The 24,391-nt window shown below is 58.1% G+C and carries 23 protein-coding genes; 22 read left to right on the top strand and 1 reads right to left on the bottom strand.

Annotation, left to right across the window (positions count from 1 at the left end):
* Window positions 1–382: 382 nt before the first annotated feature.
* A complete protein-coding gene (locus B9A13_RS11225; protein WP_159448122.1) occupies window positions 383–1,168 on the bottom strand; it encodes a GNAT family N-acetyltransferase in 786 nt (261 codons plus the stop codon).
* Window positions 1,169–1,385: 217 nt separating this feature from the next.
* Here B9A13_RS11225 and B9A13_RS11220 point away from each other — a divergent pair, with 217 nt between their 5' ends.
* The 22 genes from B9A13_RS11220 to B9A13_RS14310 form a co-directional block, all read left to right on the top strand.
* The gene (locus B9A13_RS11220) at window positions 1,386–2,618 is read left to right on the top strand and encodes an MFS transporter (protein ID WP_242942845.1); all 1,233 of its coding nucleotides are present in this window, start codon (window positions 1,386–1,388) and stop codon (window positions 2,616–2,618) included.
* Between the two features lie 454 nt (window positions 2,619–3,072).
* Window positions 3,073–3,618, top strand: a complete 546-nt coding sequence (locus tag B9A13_RS11215) for a hypothetical protein (protein WP_084235255.1) — start codon at window positions 3,073–3,075, stop codon at window positions 3,616–3,618.
* Window positions 3,619–3,723: 105 nt separating this feature from the next.
* Complete coding sequence (locus B9A13_RS11210) at window positions 3,724–5,118, top strand: phage terminase large subunit (protein ID WP_084235254.1); 1,395 nt, start codon at window positions 3,724–3,726, stop codon at window positions 5,116–5,118.
* A 22-nt stretch (window positions 5,119–5,140) separates the two neighbouring features.
* Window positions 5,141–5,470 (top strand): hypothetical protein, encoded by a 330-nt coding sequence (locus tag B9A13_RS11205; RefSeq protein WP_084235253.1) that lies wholly within the window; start codon window positions 5,141–5,143, stop codon window positions 5,468–5,470.
* Window positions 5,467–7,086: a portal protein gene (locus B9A13_RS11200; protein WP_084235252.1), complete on the top strand. Its 1,620-nt coding sequence runs from the start codon at window positions 5,467–5,469 to the stop codon at window positions 7,084–7,086. The genes B9A13_RS11205 and B9A13_RS11200 overlap by 4 nt, the downstream gene beginning before the upstream one ends.
* A 58-nt stretch (window positions 7,087–7,144) precedes the next feature.
* Window positions 7,145–7,960, top strand: a complete 816-nt coding sequence (locus B9A13_RS11195) for a hypothetical protein (RefSeq protein WP_084235251.1) — start codon at window positions 7,145–7,147, stop codon at window positions 7,958–7,960.
* Between the two features lie 46 nt (window positions 7,961–8,006).
* Entirely contained in the window at window positions 8,007–9,089 is a 1,083-nt protein-coding gene (locus B9A13_RS11190; protein ID WP_084235250.1) for a chitobiase/beta-hexosaminidase C-terminal domain-containing protein, read from the top strand.
* A gap of 115 nt (window positions 9,090–9,204) precedes the next feature.
* Window positions 9,205–9,633 carry a hypothetical protein gene (locus B9A13_RS11185; protein WP_084235249.1) on the top strand — a complete coding sequence of 143 codons (429 nt, stop codon included), beginning with the start codon at window positions 9,205–9,207 and terminating at the stop codon, window positions 9,631–9,633.
* 30 nt (window positions 9,634–9,663) lie between these two features.
* Window positions 9,664–11,481, top strand: a complete 1,818-nt coding sequence (locus B9A13_RS11180) for a hypothetical protein (protein ID WP_084235248.1) — start codon at window positions 9,664–9,666, stop codon at window positions 11,479–11,481.
* A gap of 37 nt (window positions 11,482–11,518) precedes the next feature.
* Window positions 11,519–12,703 (top strand): hypothetical protein, encoded by a 1,185-nt coding sequence (locus B9A13_RS11175; RefSeq protein ID WP_084235247.1) that lies wholly within the window; start codon window positions 11,519–11,521, stop codon window positions 12,701–12,703.
* A 2-nt stretch (window positions 12,704–12,705) separates the two neighbouring features.
* Entirely contained in the window at window positions 12,706–12,849 is a 144-nt protein-coding gene (locus B9A13_RS14140) for a hypothetical protein (RefSeq protein WP_159448121.1), read from the top strand.
* 3 nt (window positions 12,850–12,852) lie between these two features.
* The gene (locus B9A13_RS11170) at window positions 12,853–15,072 is read left to right on the top strand and encodes a collagen-like domain-containing protein (RefSeq protein ID WP_084235246.1); all 2,220 of its coding nucleotides are present in this window, start codon (window positions 12,853–12,855) and stop codon (window positions 15,070–15,072) included.
* Window positions 15,073–15,087: 15 nt separating this feature from the next.
* Window positions 15,088–15,279 (top strand): hypothetical protein, encoded by a 192-nt coding sequence (locus B9A13_RS11165; protein WP_084235245.1) that lies wholly within the window; start codon window positions 15,088–15,090, stop codon window positions 15,277–15,279.
* Entirely contained in the window at window positions 15,280–15,423 is a 144-nt protein-coding gene (locus B9A13_RS14135; RefSeq protein ID WP_159448120.1) for a hypothetical protein, read from the top strand.
* 75 nt (window positions 15,424–15,498) lie between these two features.
* Complete coding sequence (locus B9A13_RS11160; RefSeq protein ID WP_084235244.1) at window positions 15,499–16,305, top strand: hypothetical protein; 807 nt, start codon at window positions 15,499–15,501, stop codon at window positions 16,303–16,305.
* Between the two features lie 158 nt (window positions 16,306–16,463).
* The gene (locus tag B9A13_RS14315; RefSeq protein WP_200809718.1) at window positions 16,464–19,556 is read left to right on the top strand and encodes a ribonuclease domain-containing protein; all 3,093 of its coding nucleotides are present in this window, start codon (window positions 16,464–16,466) and stop codon (window positions 19,554–19,556) included.
* 13 nt (window positions 19,557–19,569) lie between these two features.
* Window positions 19,570–19,971, top strand: coding sequence for a barstar family protein (locus B9A13_RS11150; protein ID WP_084235243.1), 402 nt, complete (start codon window positions 19,570–19,572; stop codon window positions 19,969–19,971).
* A gap of 155 nt (window positions 19,972–20,126) precedes the next feature.
* Entirely contained in the window at window positions 20,127–20,840 is a 714-nt protein-coding gene (locus tag B9A13_RS11145) for a hypothetical protein (protein WP_084235242.1), read from the top strand.
* Window positions 20,841–21,131: 291 nt separating this feature from the next.
* Complete coding sequence (locus B9A13_RS11135; RefSeq protein ID WP_143806966.1) at window positions 21,132–22,421, top strand: hypothetical protein; 1,290 nt, start codon at window positions 21,132–21,134, stop codon at window positions 22,419–22,421.
* Window position 22,422: 1 nt separating this feature from the next.
* Window positions 22,423–22,626 carry a hypothetical protein gene (locus tag B9A13_RS11130; protein WP_084235239.1) on the top strand — a complete coding sequence of 68 codons (204 nt, stop codon included), beginning with the start codon at window positions 22,423–22,425 and terminating at the stop codon, window positions 22,624–22,626.
* Window positions 22,627–22,776: 150 nt separating this feature from the next.
* On the top strand, window positions 22,777–24,093 hold the full coding sequence (locus B9A13_RS11125; RefSeq protein WP_084235238.1) for a colicin D domain-containing protein: 1,317 nt from the start codon (window positions 22,777–22,779) through the stop codon (window positions 24,091–24,093).
* On the top strand, window positions 24,093–24,391 hold a 299-nt coding region (locus tag B9A13_RS14310), incomplete at its 3' end, for a hypothetical protein (protein WP_200809717.1). The genes B9A13_RS11125 and B9A13_RS14310, both read left to right, overlap by 1 nt.

Below are 24,391 nucleotides of genomic sequence, written 5' to 3'. Positions count from 1 at the left end.
TGCCCCCCAGGGGAACAACGCACATCAGCCAGCACAGCGGGATGATGTGCGCCGCACCGGGGCCGCTTGCGGCCCCAGCGCTTTATCCAGCTCCATTTTCGACGCGGTAGATTTGCCCGGTTTTTATAGGAACAGGGTAAATTTAATTAAGTAAAGGCACAGCTTGCTTCCGCGGACGTTCCTGACTCCCGCCCTGGCCGCGGCGGCAAAGTCGGGCCCCGAGGCCGCCGAGTGGCTGATGCGCGGCATCGCAGGAGGCGGCTCCGGCACGGCCGTCGGATGCGGGAAAAAGGATCGGCAGGATTCACAGAATAAAGAAAGGGAGCGGCGCTTGGGCCGCTCCCTTTCTTATATTGCCTCAGCTTGTCGGAAATGCTCCTTGCTATTTTGCCCATTGGGGGTCTTTTTCCTCCACCAGCTGCCCCGGGCAGCGGCGGACCCGATACCAGTATTCGTAGCAGGGGGTGAAGCCCAGGCTTTCGTAAAGACGCTGGGCGCCTTCGTTGCCAACGGCAACCTGAAGGTACGCGCCGCCGGCTCCGTCCCGGAACCCGGCGTTCATGACGGCGCGGCAGAGGGCTCCGCCCAGGCCCTGCCTGCGAAGCTCCGGGTCCACATAGAGATCGAAAAGCCCCACCCGGCCCCGTTCCAGGACGCCAAGCGCGCAGCCGGCGGGTTTTCCTCCCCGGCGGATGGACGCGCAGTAGACGGGAAGAGAGATATTCCCGATCATGGCCCTGGCGGCCCGTGCCTCGGCGGGTTTGTCCACCCCCTTGAGCGCCAGGAAGCCGCCCAGCCAAACAGAGCTCACCCGCTCCGCGATGGTGACCCCGGCGGGGTCTTCCACGGGCGTGGAAAGGGAAGCCGTCATGACGACGGCGGAGTTTTTTCGGTCATATCCCCTTTGGGACAACAGGCATTCCAGTTCGGGAAGACTCCCGGGCGTCAGCTTATAAGTACAGTTGAGCCCAAGGGAAAAATACCGTTCCTCGCAGTAGGAGAGCGCCTCCTCCATATCTCCCATGAGAGGATAGAGGGGATTGACGCAGTTTCCCCGGTGGGTGTATCCGTCGGAAAACCGCAGGATCCAGCCCCGGTAAAGCTCCGTCTGCAGGGCGGGAAAGGCATTGATGGCCGTTTCCTCCAGTTCCAGTATCCTATCTGACATAAAACGCCTCCCCTGCGTTTTAAATTTTAAAATGCTTCCCGCGCGGAGAAGAAGCATGCATCCATTATAAGCGTCCGGCGCCGGAAGAACAAGACCCGGATATGACGGAAATTGGAAAAGGGGAGCGGAGGATTTGACCGAATCCGCCGTGTGTTTCTGTTGAGAATTCCTTTTTCCTGTGCTACAATCGGGGTGTCGCTGAAAGGGAGGAAGAGCCTTGGCGAAAATTCGGGATATAAGCGTGAACAATCCGCTTCTGGCGCTGAAAAACAGGAACTTCCGGCTGTATTGGCTGGGAATGTGCGTATCTCTGGCGGGCACGTGGATGCAGAACACAGCCCAGCCCTGGCTTGCCTATTCTTTGACGGATTCCCCCTTCCTTCTGAGCCTTACCGGGGTGATGCAGTTTACCCCCCTCATCTTCCTGTCCCTTCCCGCGGGGGTGCTCATCGACAGGATCCCGAAAAAGCGGATTCTCCTCATCACTCAGTCCTCCTCCCTCGCGGTGACGCTGTGCCTGGCCCTCCTGGTGTGGACCGGACAGGTGCGCTACTGGCACATCCTGGTGGCCTCCGCGGCGCTGGGGGTCGTCAACACTCTGGATATGCCGGCCCGGCAATCCTTTGTGGTGGAGATGGTGGGGAAGGAGGACCTGGGGGGAGCCATCGCCCTCAATTCCATGGCCTTCAACCTCGCCCGCGTTTTCGGGCCCGCCCTTGCCGGTGTGGTCATGACGCTCTACGGGACGGCGATGTGTTTTTATGTAAACTCATTTAGTTTCGCGGCGGTGCTCCTGGTCCTGGCTTTTATTCATCCGGCCTATTCTCCGCCGCCTCCGGCGGAGCGCAGGGGCGTCCGGGAGGAGATTATGGAGGGGCTCCGGTATATCCGCCGGAAGCCCTATTTGATCCGGGTGATGGGCGGTATTTTTGTGACTCTCCTTTTTGCCGGGAACTACAACGTACTGGTCCCGGTCCTTGCAAAGACCGTGCTGGGGATGGGGGAGAGCGGTTTTGGCATACTGCTGTCCTGCCTGGGCGTCGGCTCCTTTTTCGGCGCCGCTTTTGTGGCCTCCGGAAGCCGGCAGGGACCCAGGGAATACATTCTCCGGCGGTTTCCCTATCTGGTGGCGGCCCTACTGCTTCTCACCGGCCTGTCCCGGCAGTTTGTTCCCGCCGCCCTCTGCCTTGCCGGAATGGGGTTTTTCCTGGTTTCCTATACCTCCACGGCCAACGCGGCGGTACAGTACCGCACCGAGGACCGGTACCGCGGGCGGGTGATGAGTGTTTACGTTCTGGTCTTCTGTGGCTGCGCGCCTCTGGGAAACCTGGTGTCCGGCGCCGTGGCGGAACATCTGGGCGCGAGTGCGGCATATTGGATCTGCGGCGCGGGGATTCTTGCCATGAGCCTTCCCCTGCGCATGCTGCAAGGGAAAGCGGGCAAAGAGTAATCCGGTCCCGTCTGTCTTTGGGCAGGGAAAGGGCAGGGTACCGGCATGAAAAAGGCGGGAACCGGCTGAAAATCGGCAAAACGCATGCCCGGGCGGAGGAAAACGCGTGAAACGGGCGGCTCCGGGCGGCGCGGAACATGGTTTCAATAAGTTTACATAATGCTTTAATAGGCTTCGGATCGGAACAGAAAGCTGTGATAACCATCGCTCCCCAGGGCAGATGCCCGGGGAGCGATGGCATTTTCCGATCCCTTGGGATGCAGGCGATCGAGCGGTGAAGGGAGCATTGGGAACCGAAACCTGGCAGAGTACGGACGGATTAAAAAAAGAAGAGTGAGAAAGCCGGTTTCCGGCGCCATCCTTGGATGACGCCGGAAATATTTTTTATCGCCGCATGTTTACATTATGAATGGAAAATCCATACAATACTTGCAGATAACTGGGAGGATAAGCCATGCCGGGAAAACGCTGGATAACGGAGGAAAACAGACGGAAGATAGCCGCCGATTACCTCAGGTCGGGAAATTACCGGGCGGCGGCCAGGGAAAACCATGTCGCGCCCAACACGGTGAAAAACATTATAAAAGAGCTCGGCGCGGAATTTGCCGGGAAGAAGGAGGATGCATTGAATTCCCTGCGCGCGGAGCTTTTCCCCGCGGAAGAAAACGAAACCGCTCCTTCCGGCGATGCATGCTGCAGTTCCTGCATCGGGCGGGAGCCGAAAGGGACGGGAACGGAAGGAGAAGAGGGTTGCGCAAAGGAGGCGGCCGAGGAAGACGAGATCCGGAGCCTGCTGCGCCTTCTGCTGCGGCGCATGGGGGACCCCGAGGCGGTCATGGAGCTCAACGCCTATCAGGCGGCCAGGGTTTACGCCATGCTCAGCGACAAGGTGGCGGGGAAAACCAGCCAAAAGGCGGAAAAGGAAAAGGAGGAGGAAGCCTGTATCCGCGTCAGCTTCGGCTCGGTTCCCGGGGAGGATTTGAGCCTTCTGGCCCGGTGAGCGGGGAAACGGCGAGTCTCCTTCGCCTGGGGGAAGGGAGGAAAAAAGATAGCAAGGGAACGCTATGTCGCGGACCGGCGAAAAAACGACCGGGGCGAGGTCCTGGTGCGGCTTTCCGAAACGGGCCCCAATCCCAAGCAGCTCCGCCTCCTGATGGCGGACAGGCGTTATGTCTGCTACGGAGGGGCCCGGGGAGGGGGAAAGACCTGGTCGGTCATCGCCAAGGCCCTGTCTCTGGCGGCAAATCCGGAATACAAGGGCATAAAGATCCTTGTCATGCGCCGGAAATACACCCAGCTGGAGGAGATGCTGGTGGCCCCTATGTGCCGCCTGACGCCCCCGGAACTGGGAAGCTACGTTGCCTCGGCCCACACCCTGTTTTTTAGGAACGGATCCACCGTCAAATTCGGCTTTCTCAACACCCGCCGGGACCTGGACGATTATCAGGGCAAAGAATACGACGTGATTTTCATCGACGAAGCCACGCAGTTTTCCGAAGAGGAGTTTCGGACCCTGGGTGCCTGCCTCCGGGGAGTCAATCTTTTCCCCAAGCGGTTTTATCTCACCTGCAACCCCGGCGGGATCGGGCACCAGTGGGTCAAGCGGCTCTTTATCACCCGGGACTTCCGGCGGGACACCTTCCATCCGGAAGACGACGAAAACCCCGACGATTATCTTTTCATCCCCGCCACCGTCTACGACAACGCGGTCCTCCTGGAGCACTCCCCGGACTACGTCCGGCAGCTGAACCTGCTGCCGGAGAAAATCCGGAGGGCGCACCGGGACGGGGACTGGGATGCTCTCTCCGGCCAGTATTTTTCCGAATTTCGCCGGGGAGAGCACACCGCGGCTCCCTTCCGGGTGCCGGAGGAATGGACCCGGTACCGGGCGATTGATTACGGCCTGGACATGTTCGCCTGCCTCTGGATCGCGGTGGACTACGACGGCAGGGCCTGGGTATACAGGGAGTACCAGCAGCCGGGGCTCATCGCGTCCCGGGCGGCGGAGGCCATGGCGGACAGGACGCTTCCCGGGGAGAGGATTGAGGCGACCATCGCGCCTCCCGACATCTGGAGCACTCAGAAGGATACCGGGCGGACCATGGCGGAGATTTTCGCCGAAAACGGCTCGCCCCTGTCCCGGGCGGCCGTCGGCAGGGTACAGGGCTGGCTCATGGTGAGGGAATACCTGCGCCCGGGCCGGGACGGGGAACCCATGCTCCGCATTTCCCGGGACTGCCCCCAGCTGATCGAAAACCTCCAGGCCCTGCTGGCCGACGAAGCAAACCCAAGCGACTGCGCCGCGGAGCCCCACGAGATCACCCATCTCACCGACGCGCTGCGCTATTTCGCCCGGTTCCGGACCCTGCGGCCGGCGGCGGAGGAAACACAGGAAGCATTTCCCGAACCGGATCGGACGGAGTACGGAGAGCTCATGACCGGCGGGGATGCCGACGAAAGTTATCTGGAATTCACCGCGTTTTCCCCGGATGTGGGGTAAAAGAAAAAAGGAGAGATAAGCAATGACACTGTCGTATTTTGCAGCCTTGTTGGGCCTGCTGGCGGCCATTTTGGGCATACTCGCCGCCGCGGGCGCGGCCTTCCTGGCCCTGCGGACCGAAAGGAGGCTGGACGAGTGCCGGTGCAGGCTTTCCGGCTTCGGGATCCGCCTGTCCGCTCTGAGCCGGCGCCTGGAGGAGCAGAAGAACCTTCTGGAGGAGCGGAGCGTTCCCGATAAACCCAAGCCCTCGGAGGAGCCGGAGGAACGCCGGGCACAGCGGTGGATGCAGGGCATCGCCGACATTCTGTCCTACACCGGCGAGCCCGGAAAAAAGGAGGGACGGTCTGAGTGAACCGGAAACAGGAATCCTTCGGCTGCGGGGAGATCTGGCGGGACTATGAAAAGGGCGTGTCCTTCAACACCCGCATCGGGCTGTACGACACCGTGGCGGCAAACGAAAACTTCTTCATCGGGCGGCAGTGGGAGGGGGTCCGCTCCAACGGCCTGCCCACACCGGTGTTCAACTTTTTAAAGCGCGTGGTCCTCTTCCGGGTTTCCTCCATCGTATCCGACAATCTCAAGATGCAGGCTTCCCCCATGGAACCGGCCGGGCTCCGGGGGGTGCGCCGGGCTGCCCGGGCGGTCACGGGGGAATTCGATAGGCTTTTTGAGCGCAACAAAATGGGTTCGCTTCTGCGGGAATATGTGCGCAACGCCTCGGTGGACGGGGACGGCTGCCTCTATACATATTACGATCCCGATGCTCCCGGCCCCTTCAGCGGCGGGGAGATCATCACCGAACTGGTGGAAAACACGAGAGTCCTTTTCGGAAATCCCAACGACCGCCGGGTGGAGCGCCAGCCCTGGATCATCGTTGCCCGGCGGGAGCCCCTGGAAGAAGTGCGCAGATTGGCGGAGGAGGCAGGGGAGGATCCTGATGCCGTGAGGCCCGATACCGACGACGCGGGCAATTACCACGATTCCCTCACCGACGACAAGTGCACCGTTCTTCTGAAATTCTGGAAGGAGCGGGACAGGGAAAACGGCGAAAGACGCCTCATGGCCGCCGAGTGCACCCGGGACAGGATGCTGCGCCAGCCCTGGGACACGGGGCTGACCCTCTATCCCGTCACGTGGCTCTCCATGGACTATGTTCAGGACTGCTACCACGGCCAGGCCGACGTCACGGGGCTCATTCCCAATCAGATCTTCGTCAACAAGCTCTTTGCCATGACCATGCTCTCCCTCATGTCCTCGGCCTATCCCAGGATCCTGTACGACAGGACGCGCATCGCCCGGTGGGACAACCGCGTGGGGGCGGCTATCCCCATGAACGGCGGAGACGTGGCCGGAGCGGCCAAGATCATCGACCCCGCCCAGGTCTCCCCCCAGATCTCCCAGTTTATCTCTCTGGCCATCAGCTACACCAAGGAGTTCATGGGGGCCAACGACGCCGCCCTGGGGGACGTGCAGCCAAACAACACCTCCGCCATCATCGCCCTGCAGCGGGCATCCGCCGTTCCCATGGAGCTGGTGCGCCGGAACCTGCATCAGTCCATCGAGGATCTGGGGCGGATTTATATGGACCAGATGGCGGCCTTTTACGGGCGCCGGCCCGCCCGGGCGGGGGAAGATGCGAAAGCTGCCGAGGACAGGGCCGAACTCTTTGATTTTGCTGCGCTTAGGAACATGCCCCTGTCTTTGAAACTGGACGTGGGGGCCTCGGCCTACTGGTCGGAAATCACCTCCGTCCAGACCCTGGACAACCTCCTTGCCGGCGGCAAAATCAGTGTCCTGCAGTATCTGGAGCGGCTCCCCTCCGGATACGTGACCGGGAAGGAGGAACTCATGGAGGAACTGAAAAACGCTTCCAAAACCCCGAAGCAGAGCTCCGCGGGAAACGGCTTAACTGGAGCCTCTCTGCCTCCGAGGCTCCTTGCGGGACGGCTCTCTGTACCCGCCGGATAACCTGCAAAATCCCTACAAACAAAAAAACGGGCGAAACCAGCCCGAAAGGAGAAAAACCATGGAAGACGAAATGCTGGACCTGTTCCCCGACGAGGATCCCAACGGGACACCCACCGAAACGGAAGACGAAGACGGGGATCTGGACCTGTCCGAGGCCTTCGCCGCCGCCGAGAAAGACGAGGCGGAGGAGGACAAGGACAAGGGGGAGGAAGACGGAACCGGAACCGGGGGCGAAACCAGCCCCGCCAGAGCGGCGAACGCTTTGCCGGACTCCGCCGGGTCCTTCACCCTGAACCACCTGGGACACCTTCAGACCGTGGGCCGGAAAGACGTGGTGGCCCTGGCCCAGAAGGGCCTGGACTATGACTTCATCAAGGCCAAGCTGGAGGAGGCCAGGGGAAAGCTCAAGACCTACGAGACTCCCGCGTCGCCGAAACCGGAAGCTCCGGCGGCTCCCGCGGCAAACGGGGTTCCGGAACGACCCTCCGCCCATTCGGCATCTTTACTCCCGGAAGGACGGATACCCGGAAGCTCCGCTCGGGAAGCGGGACGCGGATATCTCGGAAGGGCAGACATAAACACGTCCGGCGGCCGGGAAGGGGAGGAGCGCAGAAAGGGCGAAGTCAGGCAGATCATGAAGTACCATCCCGATTTCAGCGGGGGAAAGATCCCCGACGAAGTCTGGGAAGAGGTGCGCCTCGGAGCTTCCTTGCCCTCGGCCTTTCTGATGCACGAAAACAGGAAGCTTCGCTCGGAGCTGGACACGGCCCGGCAGGAGCGGCTCAACCGGGAGAAGACCCCCGGCAGCGTAAGCTCCGCCGGCAGCCGGCGGGAAAACCTGGATCCCTTCCTCGCGGCCCTTTCCGAGGACTGACCGGGATCCGGCGAAAATCCGACTGAAAAAACAAGGAGGCTAATCCATGGCTCAAAACTACGCAAGCAAGTACGCGTCCAAGGTGGACGAGCGGTTCGCCAAAAAGTCCTTCACCGACAAGCTGTTCAACAAGGACTTCAACTTTGTGGGCGTGCAGACCATCAACGTCTTTTCCATCAGCACCGTTCCCCTGAGCACCTATTCCGGCAGCGGCACGGACCGCTTCGGCTCCCCCACGGAGGTGGGCAACACCCTCCAGGAGCTGACCCTCACCCAGAAGCCGGCCTTCTCCCTCACCATCGACAAGACAAACGACGCCGATCAGATGGGGACCAAGGCGGCCGCCTCCGCCCTCCAGCGGGAGCTGGACGAGGTGCTCTATCCCGCGGTGGACAAGTACCGTATCCGTCGCCTGTGTTACGGCGCGGGCAAGGTGGCGTCGATTTCCGCCGCTCCCACCTCCTCCGACATCGTGGACAAGATTACCGACGGCACCGAGTATCTGGACAACAAGCTGGTGCCCGAAGAGGGCCGGTACCTTCTCATCCGCAGCGACATGTACAAGGCGCTCAAGCGCAGCGACGATTTCCTCAACCTCCAGGACCTGGGCGCCAAAGCCCTGTCAAAGGGACACGTGGGCGAGGTGGACAACATGATGGTCATCAAGGTGCCTGTCAGTTTTATGCCCGCCGGCGTCTATTTCATCATCGGCCACAAGAAAGCCGCTCTGGGAGCCATGAAGCTCTCGGAGTTCTTCACCCATAAGAATCCTCCCGGCCTCTGCGGCGTGCGGGTGGAAGGCCTCGTCTACCACGACGCCTTTGTCCTGGGCTCCAAGTGCGACGCCATCTACGTGGCCGCCGCCGCGGCCAACATCCAGTCCAGTCCCGTCATCGCCGAGGACTCCGGGACCGACGGTCTGGTATCCGTAACCGCCTCGGGAGCCACCATCTACTACACCGTGGACGGCTCCGACCCCCGCTATTCCAGCACCCGCGCCCTCATTGCCTCCGGCGGCACCTTCACCCTGGAGGAGAGCGCCACGGTCAAGGCTTACGCCTATGTGGAAAGCGACTCCGCTCCCAAGTACCCCACCGCGGTGGTCTCCACGGATATCACCGTATCCTGACGGGGAAAGCGGGGACGGCGAAACGCCGTCCCCGCTGATACCCCTTACATCCCGGAAGCGACAGAGAGTATACAGAATGCAGCCGGCACGACCGGCGGAATGGAGAGCGATACCTATGACCGCCCAGGAAATATTCGAATGCGCCATGGTCCTCATGGACGGCCTCAACTATCGGGGCGAGGCCGACACCGACGAGAACCAGGACTATAAATACAAGGCCCTGACGCTCATAAACCTACTGGCTCAGGAGTGTTACCTCTCCTCCGACACCTATGACCCGGGAGAGGTCGGCTCCCGTCCGACGCCCGAACCCGTGGAAGCCTTCTCGGACACGGTGGACCTGGACGAGGCCATCTGCCGCAATATCCTGCCCTACGGAGTGGCAGCCCATCTGCTTCTGGCGGAGGGGAACACCGCCATGGCCTCCTTCGTGAACCAGAAATACCAGGAAAACCTGCAAAAATTCAAAGCCGTGCCCCGGGCGGGCCGGGAGACGGAGCTCGTCTACGGCGGGATCGAATACGGCGCGGACGGGCTGCTGTAGCCGGAGAATGCATATGCAAGGAGGGATATCATGGCAGTGATTCAGGCCCAGGAGGGCGCCCTGGTGCGCATCGACCGGTTCCTGGGGCTCAACGAGAGTCCCGACGGGGACACGGGACTGAAGCCCGGGGAGGCCTCCGTCATGCGGAATTTCCGCGTCACCCGGGAGGGAAATCTCCAGCTTCGCCCGGGGTACAAAACCGTCTGCACCCTGTCGGAGGGGAATCCCGTGCGGGGGCTGTGGCAGGGCTTCGTGAACGGCACGGAGCGGCTGGTTGCCGCCTGCGGGGGGCAACTCTGGGAGATAGACTGCGGAACCTTTGAAAAAACCGACCTGGGGATCCTGGACGACGCGCCGGTTTTCTTTTTCGGATTTTCCGAAAAGCTGTATATCCAGAACGGTTCCCAGTACAAGGTCTGGGACGGGGAGACTCTGGAGGACGTTGCGGGATACGTGCCCGTGGTGCTGGTGTCCTCCGACCCCGCGGGGGGCGGGACCACGCTCCAGCAGGTGAACAAGCTCACGGGGAGCAAATGGCAGTGGTTTTCTTCAACATCCGGCTCCACCGTCTACCATCTGGCGGAGACGGGAATCGACAGCGTGGACGAGGTGCGGGTGGATGACGAAGAGCGCACTTCCGGCTATTCGGCCGACCTGGAAGCCGGGACGGTGACCTTTTCCGCAGCCCCGGGAGCGGGGACCAACGACGTGAAGATCCGCTGGACCAAGGGGACGGGGGACAGGGAGACCGTCCTGGCCCAGAAATTCGCCGAGACCTACAACGGCTCGGCGGACACCCGGGTCTTTCTTTACGGGGATGGGACCAACAAAGCCTATTACAGCGGGATCGAATATGAAACGGGTCTGCCCACCGCCGAGTACTTCCCCGACCTGAACGTCCTGGACGTGGGAGACGGCAACACGGCCCTGACCTCTCTGGTGCGGCATTTCAACAAACTCCTGGCCCAGAAAAAAGGGGGCGGGTCCTATCTCGTGGACTTCGACTTCATCACCCTGGCCGACGGCACCCAGACGGCGGCTTTTTACACCCGGGCAATTGACAGGGACATGGGAAACGACGTCCCCGGCGGGGTGCGCCTGGTGTACAACTATCCCGTCTCCCTCCAGGGAAACGCCGCTTACCGCTGGGGGCTCATCTATACCTCCGGCGTCCAGGATGAGCGCAGCGCAAAACGGATCTCCGACCCTGTGCGCAGGACCATGGGGGAGCTTGACCTTGCCGCCGCCGTGACCTTCGACGACGAAAACAGCCGGGAGTACTGGATCGTCTCCGGGGACACGGCTCTCATCTGGAACTACTCCGGGGAGACCGACAGCGGCGGTTATAAAAACAACCTCTGGTACGTATACACCGGCATCCCCGCCCTGTGCTTTGCGCCCTCGGGGCAGGATCTGCTCTTCGGAAGCGGTTCCGGGGCCCTCATGCGCCTGTCCCGGGACTACCGAAACGACGACGGGGAGGAGATCGACGCTAAGTGGGAGTCCGGCTCCATGGATTTCGGCTCCGACTGGATGCGAAAGTACACCGACGAGCTTTTCCTCGTCATGAAGCCGGAGTCCGGCGCGCGTATTACCGTGGGCGTTCAGACCGAGCGGAAGAGCGCCTATCCGGAAAAGACCGTCTCCTCGGGCCTTGCAAGCTACGTGAGCGCCGATTACGCCCACTGGGCCTACGGAACCAACCGGAAGCCCCGGACCCGGCGCCTGAAGCTCATGGCCCGGAAATTCACCTTCTGCAAGCTGATTTTCAAAAGCGTCTCCGTCTCCGCTACGAATACGGTCCTGGCCTGCTCCCTCCGGGCGCACCGGGTGGGAAAAGTGAGATAGCGCCCGCAGACGGGCGCGGATAAAAGGAGGATTCAAAATGGCTCTGACACCCTTGTCGGCAAGCGTGAACATTCATCAGACCCTGCCCGACGAACCCAACGACGTGGGCGGCATGACCGCCGCCCAGCTCAAGGCCGCCTGGGACACCCCCGCGAACACCCTGAAGGAGTATTTAAACGGCACACTCATCCCGGAACTGGACGCGGCCCATCTGCCGTATCTCTACGGATCGGCAGGCACCGTACAGAACGCCATGGACGGGCTTGTGGCGGGAGTCGTGCCGGACGGCTCCATTACCGCGGCGATGCTGAAATCGGGTATCGTTGCCTATTCAAATCTTGGCTCCGACGTTATTGAGATCTTCAATACGCTCATCCTGAACAATCTGCGCCTGAAGCTGCAGGTATCCCTGTCCCACGCGGACATCGATGCGTACAGCGACCTGCTGGCGGATTCATCGCTGATGGATATTCCGGCGAATCCGAGTACCTATGTGTCAGCCGGCAGCCTCGCTGCCGGTATGGGCGGAGGGACCGCTTCAGGTTCCGTTGATGTAAAAAGCAACAGCGTAGGCATAGCGGGGCAGACGTTTATACCCGGGGTAAGTACCACGATCACAAGCGCCACGATTGCTTTGCGGGCGGTGGGAGTGGATTCGCCAGGAAGAGCCACCCACGCTTACATTTACAACACCTCCAACGGACTGCCGACCACCGTTCTGTATACTTCGCCGACCACCGCATACGCGACAAATACCACGGGAAATCTCACGTTTTCCTTCTCGAACGCATCCGTTATATCCGGCACAACATATGCCCTTGTAATTTCGACTGCCTCGGGGCCTTCCGAATACCCCAACCAATTGTCGACAACCGGTGGGAGTTATTCCGGCGGTAACCGCGTTTATGCGGATTCAAGCGATACCACATGGACGTCGGTTCCCGGAAGCGATTTGTACTTCGTGTTGAAAACCATGGATGGTGAGGCTTTCTGGTCCGGAGTGGAAACCTCCGAAGCCCTTTCATGCGCCGCCGTGACCGCCGATACCACACCCGGCACCGGTACCGTCGCGTGGTATCTGTCCGATGACGGCACCGATTGGACGGCAGTCACGGCGGAGGACACCATGCAGACGGTTTCTTTCGATACCGCATTCTTGCATCTGAAGTGCGTGCTGACAGGAAACGCGACGGTGGAAGCCGTCGCCTATGGAGGGTATTGAACATGGTACTGCAGAGAAAAAAGAACCTCAGCCGAAGCGGGATAAAAACAGATAAACCGGAAGAAGAAAAAAGCGCATCTCTGGAGCGGCGCGTCGAGGCGCTGGAAAAGGCGGTGGAACTGCTGCAGACAAGGCGGGACGGGTGAACCATGTCTGAGAATGCGACAAAAAGTTATGTCCAGTACGCGGTTTCCAGAGCGGGTCTCAAGGGCGAGCAGGGGGAGCGGGGCATGACCGGCGCCGCGGGCCCCGCGGGCGCGGCGGCCGCCGTGGCGGTGGGAACGGTGACCACCCTTTCCGCCGGCGCTTCCGCCGCCGTGTCCAATTCCGGGACATCGTCTGCAGCGGTACTGAACTTTGCAATTCCTCAGGGCGCAAAAGGGGAAACGGGGGATACCGGACTTCAGGGTCCGCAGGGTACCCCCGGGGAAACCGGGCCTATGGGCGAACAGGGAATCCAGGGCCCGGCGGGGGCGGACGGCACGGACGGCGTCGGAATTCCTCCGGGCGGTTCCGCCGGGCAGTACCTCACCAAATCGGACGGCACCGATTACAACGTGGGGTGGGCGGATCTGCCCGGCGACATGACGGCAAGCGAAATCCTCGCCGCCGTGAAAACCGTGGACGGCTCCGGCAGCGGACTGGACGCGGACACTCTGGACGGGAACGAAGCCGCCGCATTTGCAGCCGCCTCTCATACCCATACCGCGGCGGGCATCACGGACTTTTCCGGCGCAGCGGTATCCGCAGTTTCCGCGGAGGATGAGTACCTGAAAAACACCGGAGACTCCGCAAACGGCAGCTATACGTTCGATGGCGAAACCCTGTGCGTGGACGCGGCCAATCATAGAATCGGGATCGGGACGGCCTCCCCGTCGAAGGCTCTCGTTGTATACGGAAGCACCACCTATGAAACGCAGCTCACCGGGAATGCCGTAAGCTTTACCCGGACCGGCGGAGATTCCTATATCGAGCAGATTGGGACAGGCAAATTACGGTTCCGCATGAGCTCCGGCCTGACCGACACGGTGACGCTGTCCGGCGATGGAAAAGTCGGAATCAGAAATATCGCTCCGGCCGAGGCTTTGGACGTAGACGGCAATATTGCCGTGTCCGGCACGGTGGACGGCAGGGATATCGCGGCGGACGGGGCGGCGCTGGACGGTAAGGCCAGCGATTCCGGCGTGGTTCATAATACCGGGAACGAAACGGTTTCGGGGGTAAAAACCTTTTCCAGCTTTCCGGTTACGCCGTCGGCCGCACCGACGAACGATTACGATGCGGCGAACAAGAAATATGTGGACGACCAGGTGGCGGGAGCAGGGAGCGGGTTTGAAATCGGAGATATTTTCACCACCATGAGAACGGACCTTGGTTCGGAATGGCTACTATGCAACGGAGGAGAAATAAATCTCAGTACATATCCGAGCCTCGCCTCGGTGTGCGGCCCTGATCCCTCCGCCGGGATGACGCAGGGGACTACGCCGGCGGTCTATTATTACGGGATTGCCTATGGGAACGGATATTTTGTCAGAGTTGGGTACAGCGGAAAGATATCATATAAGGCGGCGACGCCGGACGGAACCTGGACGGAAAACAATCAATCATCTTCGGCAAATTTTATATCCGTGGCCTATGGGAACGGGTACTGGGTTGCCACTGGGGATGGTGGGACACTGTACTATAAAGCAGGAGACCCGAACGGGACATGGACGTCAAATACGCAAGGATACAGAAGGTTTTACGGCGTGGCCTATGGGAACGGGTACTGGGTTGCCGTTGGAGAATACGGCACCATGTACTATAAATCCAGCACACCCAACGGAACATGGACCTCAAAAACCGTCGGGAGTTCATTACAGACAAACCTGTCGGTGGCATACGGGGACGGATACTGGGCGATATCAAACGATCAATACCTATGGACCATATCTGGAGCTCCCAGCGGGACATGGTCATCCGCAACCTCCGTCAACTACGGAATGAGATCGATAATCTACGGAAACGGGTATTGGGTCGGGACATATTCCGGCGGCGTATCTTATCGTGCGGGTGCAAATCCAAACGGCGCCTGGACAATAAAGACGGCGGCTTCTCTTAACGGAACCGTGTGGGGAGTGGCCTATAATAGCGGATATTATTATGTGGTGTCATCATACGGGACATGGTCCTATGTCGCCGGAAACCCGGGAAATACATGGGTAGCGGGAACCAACCCAGGTTCTTCGATCACGTTTGGAGCCATCTGCGCAGGCAATAACTGCATCGCTGCAATGGGGTACTATAATACGACCTATTATTGCTTTTATATGCTGCCGAAACTCCCGGCGATATCCATTGGAGCGTATTCCTATATCAAGGCTCTCTGATAAGGAGTGTTAAAAATGTTTATTCCCCTATTGCCTCCCAAATCCGGTTATGTGGAAGTGGAGATAGACGAATCCAGAAAATACAAAAAAATCCTGACGGAAGAAACTGAAAAAATCTCCGCCTTGGAATCCGCCGCCGCGGATGCGGACGCCCTGGCGGTGGACCAGGAATACCGGATTATCCTTCTGGAACTGGGGGTGATGTAAATGCTGTACAACGTGCTCAAAAGGCTCATCGAGCGGGGGCAGACCGCGGGACTCCGGGAGAAGCTGGACGTGTTCTACGCCGTGGGGTCGATTACCGAGACCCAGTACACGGAGCTTACGGGCCTGCTGACGGCGGAGGCGTAGTCCGGAGAGCGCCGCTGAAAAGCCGGAAGGGCATAAAACGGAGTTTACCTGAAAAATGAAACGGGAGGAAAAGTCATGGCAAAGGGATCGATGTACGGCATTCTCAGCGACGAGGATAAGAAAAAGGTGGATCAGAACACCGCCGTCTGGGAATCGGCGACGGCGGCGGGAGACGCGGCGGCTGCAAACGCAGCGCATATCAATAACGCCGTCATTTACGCGGGCTACGGTTACAATACCAACCGGGACGGCTCCCAACAGACCCCGATGGAAGGCGTCGCGCAGACAGACGCGGCGTCCGGCGGCACAGGGTACATAAACGATATCTACGACAATCAGTATAAGGCCGGCACGGCTTCCCTCACGGCGGATTACGAGAACAATCTGACGTCCCTCGGAAGAGCGCAGGAGCAGATCGAGCCCACGTATTATGCCGCGCGGAACTCTGCCGCCTCGGACACCGCCCGGTCCAAGGACGCCTGGAACGAGTACGCCGCGGCACAGGGCCTCAATTCCGGCGCCGGCGGTCAGGCGGAGATCGCCCGGAACAGCGCCTATCAGGCCAATATGACGGCTCTCGGCCAGGCCGAGGCCGACGCCGAAGCCGACGCGGAGCTTCAGCGGCAGCAGCTTCAGGCGGATTACACGGCGGCTATCGAACAGGTCCGGGCGGAACAGGAGGCGGAGCGGAACCAGGCGCTCCTGGAGGAATACTACCGGCAGCAGGACCAGCGGCAGGAGGCGGAGGAGACGGCTTACAGCCGCGCCCTCCAGAAGGCCCAGATCCTGGCCAGCGTCGGCGATTACTCCGCTTATAAGGCCCTGGGCTATACCGACGCGGAGATAGCGGCCCTGCAAAAGTATTACAAAGACAACCTCTGAAAAGCGGCGGAGACTGCTTCGGCGCGCTTCTGGGATACAGCGGGCCTCCGGCGATGTCCTCCGCCCGGAGGCCCGTCCCGGTTCGGGACCCTGCAATGCTCCGAGCGCCTGCGCGGCCCGTCGCCGGGAAATTTACAAAGGAAAGGAAGATGTACTCCATGACTTCAAACCGGACAATAGCCGGCCTGGACGCGCTCCATGGCGCCTGGGAGAGATCCCGGGAAAAAAAGAAGCTCCCGGAGACTGCCGGAAGCAATACAACGCCCGTCGCCGGAATCAAAAATCTGCCGAATCCGGATCCGACGAATCCGCCGGAAATCGAATATCCAATCCCCCGGCAGTCCAATACCGCGCGCCCGGAGCCTCTGCCGTTATACCCGGAAAAACCGGATATCCCCGTTCAAAGTAACGTGGATAAGATCCGGGAGGAGGCAGAGGCGGTACGAAGTTCCCCGCAGACGTCCTACTCGCCGCCGTCGGACGGCTCCCGGTACATAAACGGGCTTTACGGCTCCCTTTCCGGAACCGGATCCGCCGCCGCGCGCAATCTGGAAACCGCGGCTTTTAGGGAGGCGGAGCAGGTGGCGGTGGAGCCGTTTTACAGCGCCGCCCGGGCTGCATCCGCGGCGGACGCCGCACAGGGGGAAGCCTCCTGGGACCGGTACGCCGCCGCCCGGGGCCTCAATTCCGGCGCCAGCGGACAGGCGGAACTCGCCCTGAATAGCGCCTACCAGTCCTCGCTGACGAGCCTGAACAAAGCCCAGGAAGAGAAGGAGGCCGACGCGAAGCTCCAACGGCAAAAGATCGCCGCGGAGTACACCGCCCTGATCGAGGAGGTCCGGGCCGAGCGGGAGGCCGCCGAAGCCGAGGCCCTCCTGAAGGAGTACAACCGGCAGATAGAACTGGGAAAACAGGACGAAGCCCGGAAGTATGGGCAAAATCTTAAAAAGGCCGCTCTGTTCGCGGATACCGGCGACTACTCGTATTTCAGGTCCCTGGGCTACAGCGACGAGGAGATCGCAAACATGGAAGTCTCGTACAAACGGCAGCAGGAAAAGCGCCGGGAGCAGGAGGAAGCGGAGCGGCAGGCGGCGGCACAGAAAGCGGCTAAGATAACCGCGTCCCAGGCGGCGCGGACCGCCGCCGAAACCGTGGCGATCCCAGATTTCAAGGATTACGGGGCTGCCGCGGACTTCATGAACCGGTACGGAGCGGATTCCGCCTATACCGCCCGGATGCTGACGGAAAACGAGTGGAACCGGGCGCTCAAAGACGAAAGCTCCTCTCTCGTCCTTCTGGGGGACTATCCCAATTATTTAAAATGGTTCGCGTATTACGCCCTGGAAAAAAGCGGGCAGGGCGGGGAAGCCTCTCCCGAATCCTTCACCGTCTGGTTTGAAAAACAGACCGGCCTGGATCATGTAAACAGCACGGAGTTAAACCGCTCCTTCCGGGAATATGAGCAGGCGCAGGAAACTGCGCCCCGGGCTCCCGCGTACGTCACGGTGAGAAACGCGCTGGCCGAGAGCGCGGCGGATACGCAGACCGGGCAGAGCGCGCAGGCTTCTTCCCCCAAGACCGCCGGATACCTTTCGGTAAGAAACGCTTTGGACAGCGGGGCGGCGGATTCCGCGCCGGGAAGCGTTCTTCTCAGCCTGGCGGACAGCCTGAAAGACACGGGGAACGGTAAGCGGATCACCGATCTGCTTCGGGATTTCCGGGAATACGAGCGGAAGCCGGACACATCCGCCGCGGACAGCAGGATGTTTCGGGAGAACCGGTATGCCGAGAAGAACATGGCAAGCCCCAGCGACCGGCTGAAGAGCCTGGAAAAAGAAATACAATTGCAAAAAGCAAAAGTCCAGGGCCTTTCCGACGCGTACCTGTACGGCGACGCGGAGCGGGAGCAGAAGAAGCTGGACCTGCTGGAAAAACAGTATGCCTCCGAAAACAAGCGGGACCTGGACCGCTTCATCGCCGAATGGACGGAGGAGATCGACCGCCAGCGGCAGGAGCAGAGAGAACAGGAGATCCTGGACCTTTACAACCTGTATGTCCCGCTGAATGAGGAAACCCTTGCTTCCCAGAAGGAAGAGGGATATACTGGAAACAGGGAGACTGCAGAGCAGGACAATCAACCGTATATTAACGCGGTTACGCCGGAAATGCATCGGGAGCTGCAGGGCCATGAAAAACAGTGGACAGATTTCAAGTCGCAGTTTTCGGATGACCGTGAAATGCGCAAGTACCTGGTTTCACTTGGTCCTGAAGGAATCGCCGAACTGCCGGAAGCCGTTCAATTTAGGGCGAAGCTGTATTATGACAATATCATCCGGAATGCGGAAGAATATCTGGCGTATGAAGGGTACGGTAAAATCCCATGGCTTGCGGCGCTGGGTTCGAAATTTCTGGATGTAATGACGCTGGGTGCTTCGGGCAAGCTCATGGAAAGCTCCGACCCCAGCAAAGCGGAGCAGCTGGAAACGGCTGAGGCCCTGTATCCGCTGGCGGCGCAGGCGGGCGCCTTAGCCGGATGGATGACGCCGGGCAGCGCCAGCGGCGCGGCGGCGGAGGGTATCGGCAAGGCGCTTAGCCCGCTGTACAAGCCGGCAGGCGAGATCATAGGGAAAGGCGTACAGTCCGCTTTGGGCAAAACGGCTCCTAAAGCGGCTTCCGTGCTGGAACGAATCCTGACGAACGCGGCGGAGAGAGGCATTGCGGGTTATGGCGTGGGCGCGTTTGAAGGCGCCCTGGACAGCAAGTCGGAGGGCGGCGATTGGCAGGATGTGCTGAAGGCTGCAAACGAGACCGGTCTCCGTTCCGCCGTTCAAAACATGCTCGCCAATGCGCTTCTGGACGAATTCAAATGGCATTTGAATTCACAAAATCCCGTTACAGAAAGCGCGGGGGAGAATTTCACAAGCGGTAGTGTGAATGATTTGCCTTCAAACGCTCAAAATTCATACAAAAACTATGAAGGTAACAATTGGAAAGGAAATTACAGTGGACAGATGCCTGGGACAAAGGCAGGGAAGCTGTATCAAAATGCGGACGATTTACTTCCTAAAACTGATTCAGCAGGGTATAGGATAACCTATAGAGAATTTGACATCAATTCACCTACACAAAACTTTGGCAGGGATGCGGAAAGGTTTGTTGTTGGTAGCGATGGTTCAGTGTATTATACTGATAGTCACTACGGACAACGAATAAGTCCAGCAGGGTTGCCGCCATTTGTAAAAATAAAGTAAGGGAAGTTTGAATATGGAGAACAAGATGTATAGCATATCAGAAAAAGAACTGAACTCAATTGAACAACAGCTTTTTAATCAAAGAGGAATATGGGTAGCAGAAATCGATGGAAGGAAAGTACCTACATGGAAAGATTATGCTCATGAAATTGAGAGAGCTTTTCGTTTTCCTACCCCTTGTGATAAAAGTATGGATGCCTATTTGGATTGGATGACAGATTTATCTTGGCTTAATGCAAAAGGGTATGCTTTAATTATAAAAAATGTTAAAGACTTTATAAGGAGTGACCCTGAAAAGAAAGAAAAGGTTCTTCATTTTTTTAAAGATGACATTTTACCCTTTTGGCAGTCGGATGTAGAGAAATATGTTGTTGAAGGGAAAGCAAAGCCGTTTAATGTATATATTATCGAGTGATTGACACACAGGAGTCGCTCATGACTCCTGATACCTTTGATAATATTATATTTACAGACAACTAAGGAGACGGTCCTTTCGGTTTAGTATAGCCGGAAGAACCGTCCCTTTAATTACCATTACCCCGGGACTCCACGGAGTACGCCCAGCAGTATGTGAGGCCGCGGCTTACCGGTGCCCAGGCGATTGCCTCGGACCTGGCGTCCGCGGCGGGATATATGGTGCCCTCGCTGCTGATCGCCCCCGTAACGGAAGGCACCTCCGTCGCGTGGCTTCCCGCGCTGCTGCTGGGTACTGCCACCGCCGGAGACACTTACAACACGGAGCGCCGTGCGGGTATGCCCGATCGGCAGGCCGTGATCTATTCCGCGGCGGTGGGCGCTGTGGAGGGCGGGCTGCAGTACGCCCTGGGCGGCATAGAAGCGTACGGAAAGGAAGGCGCATTTTCCATGCTGGCGGAATCGCCGGCCGGGAATGCGGCGCTCGCGAAGCTGGACGGCGTGCTGAGAGCGGCGGCCAGATCCCCGGCGGCGCAGAAGGCGCTGGAAACGGCGGCGGCAGCCGGGCGGTTCGCCATCCGGATGAACGACGAGGGCTTTGAGGAGTATCTCCAGGAGATTTTGCAGCCCGTGATCCGTAACGTGGTCCTCGGGGAGGACAACGAGGTGAAAGCCTTCACCCCCCAGGCCCTCTACGCCTATGTCCTCGGCGCCATCACCGCCGGAGCCTTCAACGCCGTGTCCGCGGCGGCGGAGGCGGGCGAGTTTGCATACAAAAGCAGTGCGGCGTATGAAAATACAACCGGGGAAGCAAGGGGACGGTTCATTTGCTTACGTTTACATTGTAGTTATGATAAAAAATCAAATTAAAAGGGCAGTTCTTCCGGTCTAGTATAGCCGGGAGAACCGTCCCTTTTATATCTTTCGATAAAAAATGCTCTGGACAGTCAAACAGCGGGCTCCGGGAGCGGAGAGGACGGAAAAACGCCGGATTCCGCGCCGGGAAGCGTTCTTCTCAGCCTGGCGGACAGCCTGAAATACACGGGGGACGGTAAGCGGAGCACCGACCTGCTTCGGGATTTCCGGGAATACGAGAGGAAGCCGGACACATCCGCCGCGGACAGCAAAATGCTCCGGGAGAGCCGGTACGCCGAGAAGAACATGGCAAGCCCAAGCGACCGGCTGAAGAGCCTGGAAAAGGCGATCCAGCTCCAGCGGGCGAAGATCCAGGGCCTCTATGACGCGTACCTGTACGGCGACGCGGAGCAAGAAGAGAAGAAGCTGAGTCTGCTGGAAAAACAGTATGCAACCGAAAAGAAGCAGGACCTGGACAGCTTCATCGCCGAGTGGACAGAGGAGATCGACCGCCAGCGGCAGGAGCAGAGGGAACAGGAGATCCTGGACCTCTACAACCAGTATGTCCCGCTGAATGAGGAAACGGTTGATTCCGGGGGAAAAGAGGGATATACTGGAAACGGGGAGACGCTCCGGGAAGAAGCCGGTACGTTCAGCACGGCGGATGCACCTCTTTGGTATTCCCCGGACTACGGATTGCCGATCGGTACGGATTCGGAGAAAGCGGAGGCCGCCTTTTCCGCCGCGCTCCGGCAGGTAGTCCTGGGAAACTATACCGACGATGTGACGCTTCTGGGCACCGCCATGCAGATTGCCATGAGCCTCACCGGCGCGGACACGGCCATGGATATCCGGGACCTGGCCTACGACATCACCCACTGGAAATGGGACAAGGGGCACATATTGCAGACGGTTCTGGATGCGGTAGGGCTGATTCCCGGCATAGGCGTCGTCAAGAATCTGGACGAAGCGGGCACGGTGCTGAAAGCTCTGTTCAACGGCGCGGAGACTCTGACCCCCGCTCTGGCCGCGGCGGCTAAAACAGGCCCCGAGGCCGCCGAATGGCTGATGAAGGGCATCGCCAGGTACGGCGACACGGTGACGGAGCTGCTGCGCGGCACCGCGAAAAACGCCGACGACGCTGCGGGATTAGGTCTTCTCGTTTCCGCCGTCCGGAAAGCGGAAGACTCCGGCGACCTTCTCAAATCCGCCGACGAAGCCATCGGCACCGCCCAGAGCGCCGCCAAATCCGCCGATGAAATTATTGAGAACGCGGGAAAGGTAAATTTCGACAGTAAGAAACTATTAAATTCAGGAAATCAATTAGATAAAGGAGGTGAACTAACAAAAGCCGGTAGAGCATTAGAAAAACACGGAAGCAGATATGGTAGCATTTATCCTCAAGCAACTGGTAATGTTACCAATAAAAATGCGCTCGGAAATCAGATATTAGAATCCATACTTAATAATCCTAATGCCACTTCAGTAACAAGATATCATGCAATGTACGGAGATATTTTAGAGATTAAGATTTCTGGTGGAATGGGTGCAAGATTTTCTGCTGATGGTAGTACCTTTATCGGATTTTTGGAGTAATATGGATAATTTTGAATTAATTTTAACAAGTTATGATGATTACGATGACTTTGTAGTAGAAATTTGGTATCGAAATAATTTGATTGCCATTGTAAATGATAATGATATAATACAATTGTTCGATGAAAATAAAAACAAAGCAATCATCACAAGTAATTTGTTTGCTTCTGCCTTAGAAGACGCAAAGAAAAAATTAAACGGTTAACTCTTAGAAGCAAGGGGGAAGCAAGGGGACGGTTCAGGAAGCAAGGGGACGGTTCATGTGCTTGCATCAACCCCGCAATTATGATAAAAGTAACCAAGGGGACGGTTCTTCCGGTTTAGTATAGCCGGAAGAACCGTCCTATTTATCTCGGTGAAAAACGCTCTGGACAGCGGGGCGGCGGGCTCCGGGAGCGGAGAGGACGGAAAAACGCCGGATTCCGCGCCGGGAAGCGTCCTTCTCACCCTGGCGGACGGCCTGAAATCCGCGGGGGACGGTAAGCGGAGCACCGGCCTGCTTCGGGATTTCCGGGAATACGTGAGGAAGCCGGACACCTCCGCCGAGGACGGCAGAATGCGCCGGGAGAACCGGTACGCCGAGGAGAACACGGCAAGCCCCACCGACCGGCTGAAGAGCCTGGAAAAGGCGATCCAGCTCCAGCGGGCGAAGATCCAGGGCCTCTATGACGCGTACCTGTACGGCGACGCGGAGCAAGAAGAGAAGAAGCTGAGTCTGCTGGAACGGCAGTATGCAACCGAAAACAAGCGGGACCTGGATCGCTTCATCGCGGAATGGACGGAAGAGATCGACCGCCAGCGGCAGGAGCAGAGGGAACAGGAGATCCTGGACCTCTATAACCTATACGTCCCCCTTCCCCAGGAAACGGTTGCTTCCCAGGAGGAAGAGGGATATACTGGAAACGGGGAGACTACCGGGAGTAAATGGGTGAACGCGGCTTATTTCGCTGGCGGTTATATAGAAACCGGTTGGGATGAATATAAACAGTATAATAATTTAATACCCCACGATTATGAAAGCATAATTGATAATGCAAAACAGGCCCTGAACCTCTGTACGGCAGTTTCAGGGCTTGCGGATTCACTCATTTCTCATGATATCAACGCAAAGGACCTGCTATATATACTGGGCGATAATGCCAAAGAGAGTCTGATCGGGGATATACTATACATCAAAGACCACGCAGATTTGTTTAAACAGTTTGATCAATTGACACCGGAAGAGGCCTGGGACTTGGGCGAGAGGACCAGAGGAGCCGTTATTGAACTGGAGAAAATCGGGTTTACGGTCTATATGCTGGGAAGCTCCGTTAAGAGTTTTGTAGAAGAAAAAGGCGTGCTGGAAGGTACAGGACAAACTATTAAGAACATTGATGATGTTAATTATGGTCAAAGCTCTCTTGATAAAGCATTTAGTAAACACTCAGCAGACTTCGGAACATATCCAGATGGTAGCAATGCAAGCAGAGAATTGTTTAAAAGCGATATTAATGATTTGTTGAGATCAGGTATACAAAAAAGTGGAACGTATAGGTCTTTAGCAGGTATACATGTTTATAATTCATCAACAAGACTTTGGGCTTTTTATGACACAAATGGCAATTTTATTACAGCATTTAAGTTAAGTCTAGAGCAACTAAAGTATTTAATTGAAACGGGGGTGGTAAAGTAATGAAGCTTGTGACAACAATGATGACAACTAAAGAGATACTGGATAATGATGTTCAAAAGGCAAAGAACATTCTATCAAAAAAACTCGGGTACATGGCTACTTCGTCAAAACATAATTATGGCGACAGGAAGTATTTTGAGGCTGATATTGATTTGATAAACGTAGAGTTTACAAAAAAAACTTTATATGATGGGATCAATAAGTTGATCGCTGCATATGAAGAAATATTAAGCAAAATACCTATCCAAATTGATTTTATCGCCGCAAATGATGATACGGAAATTGAAATTGCAAAATA

The sequence above is a fragment of the Papillibacter cinnamivorans DSM 12816 genome, assembly GCF_900176335.1.
Classification (GTDB): domain Bacteria; phylum Bacillota; class Clostridia; order Oscillospirales; family Oscillospiraceae; genus Papillibacter; species Papillibacter cinnamivorans.
This window is presented reverse-complemented; position numbering and strand designations above follow the sequence as displayed.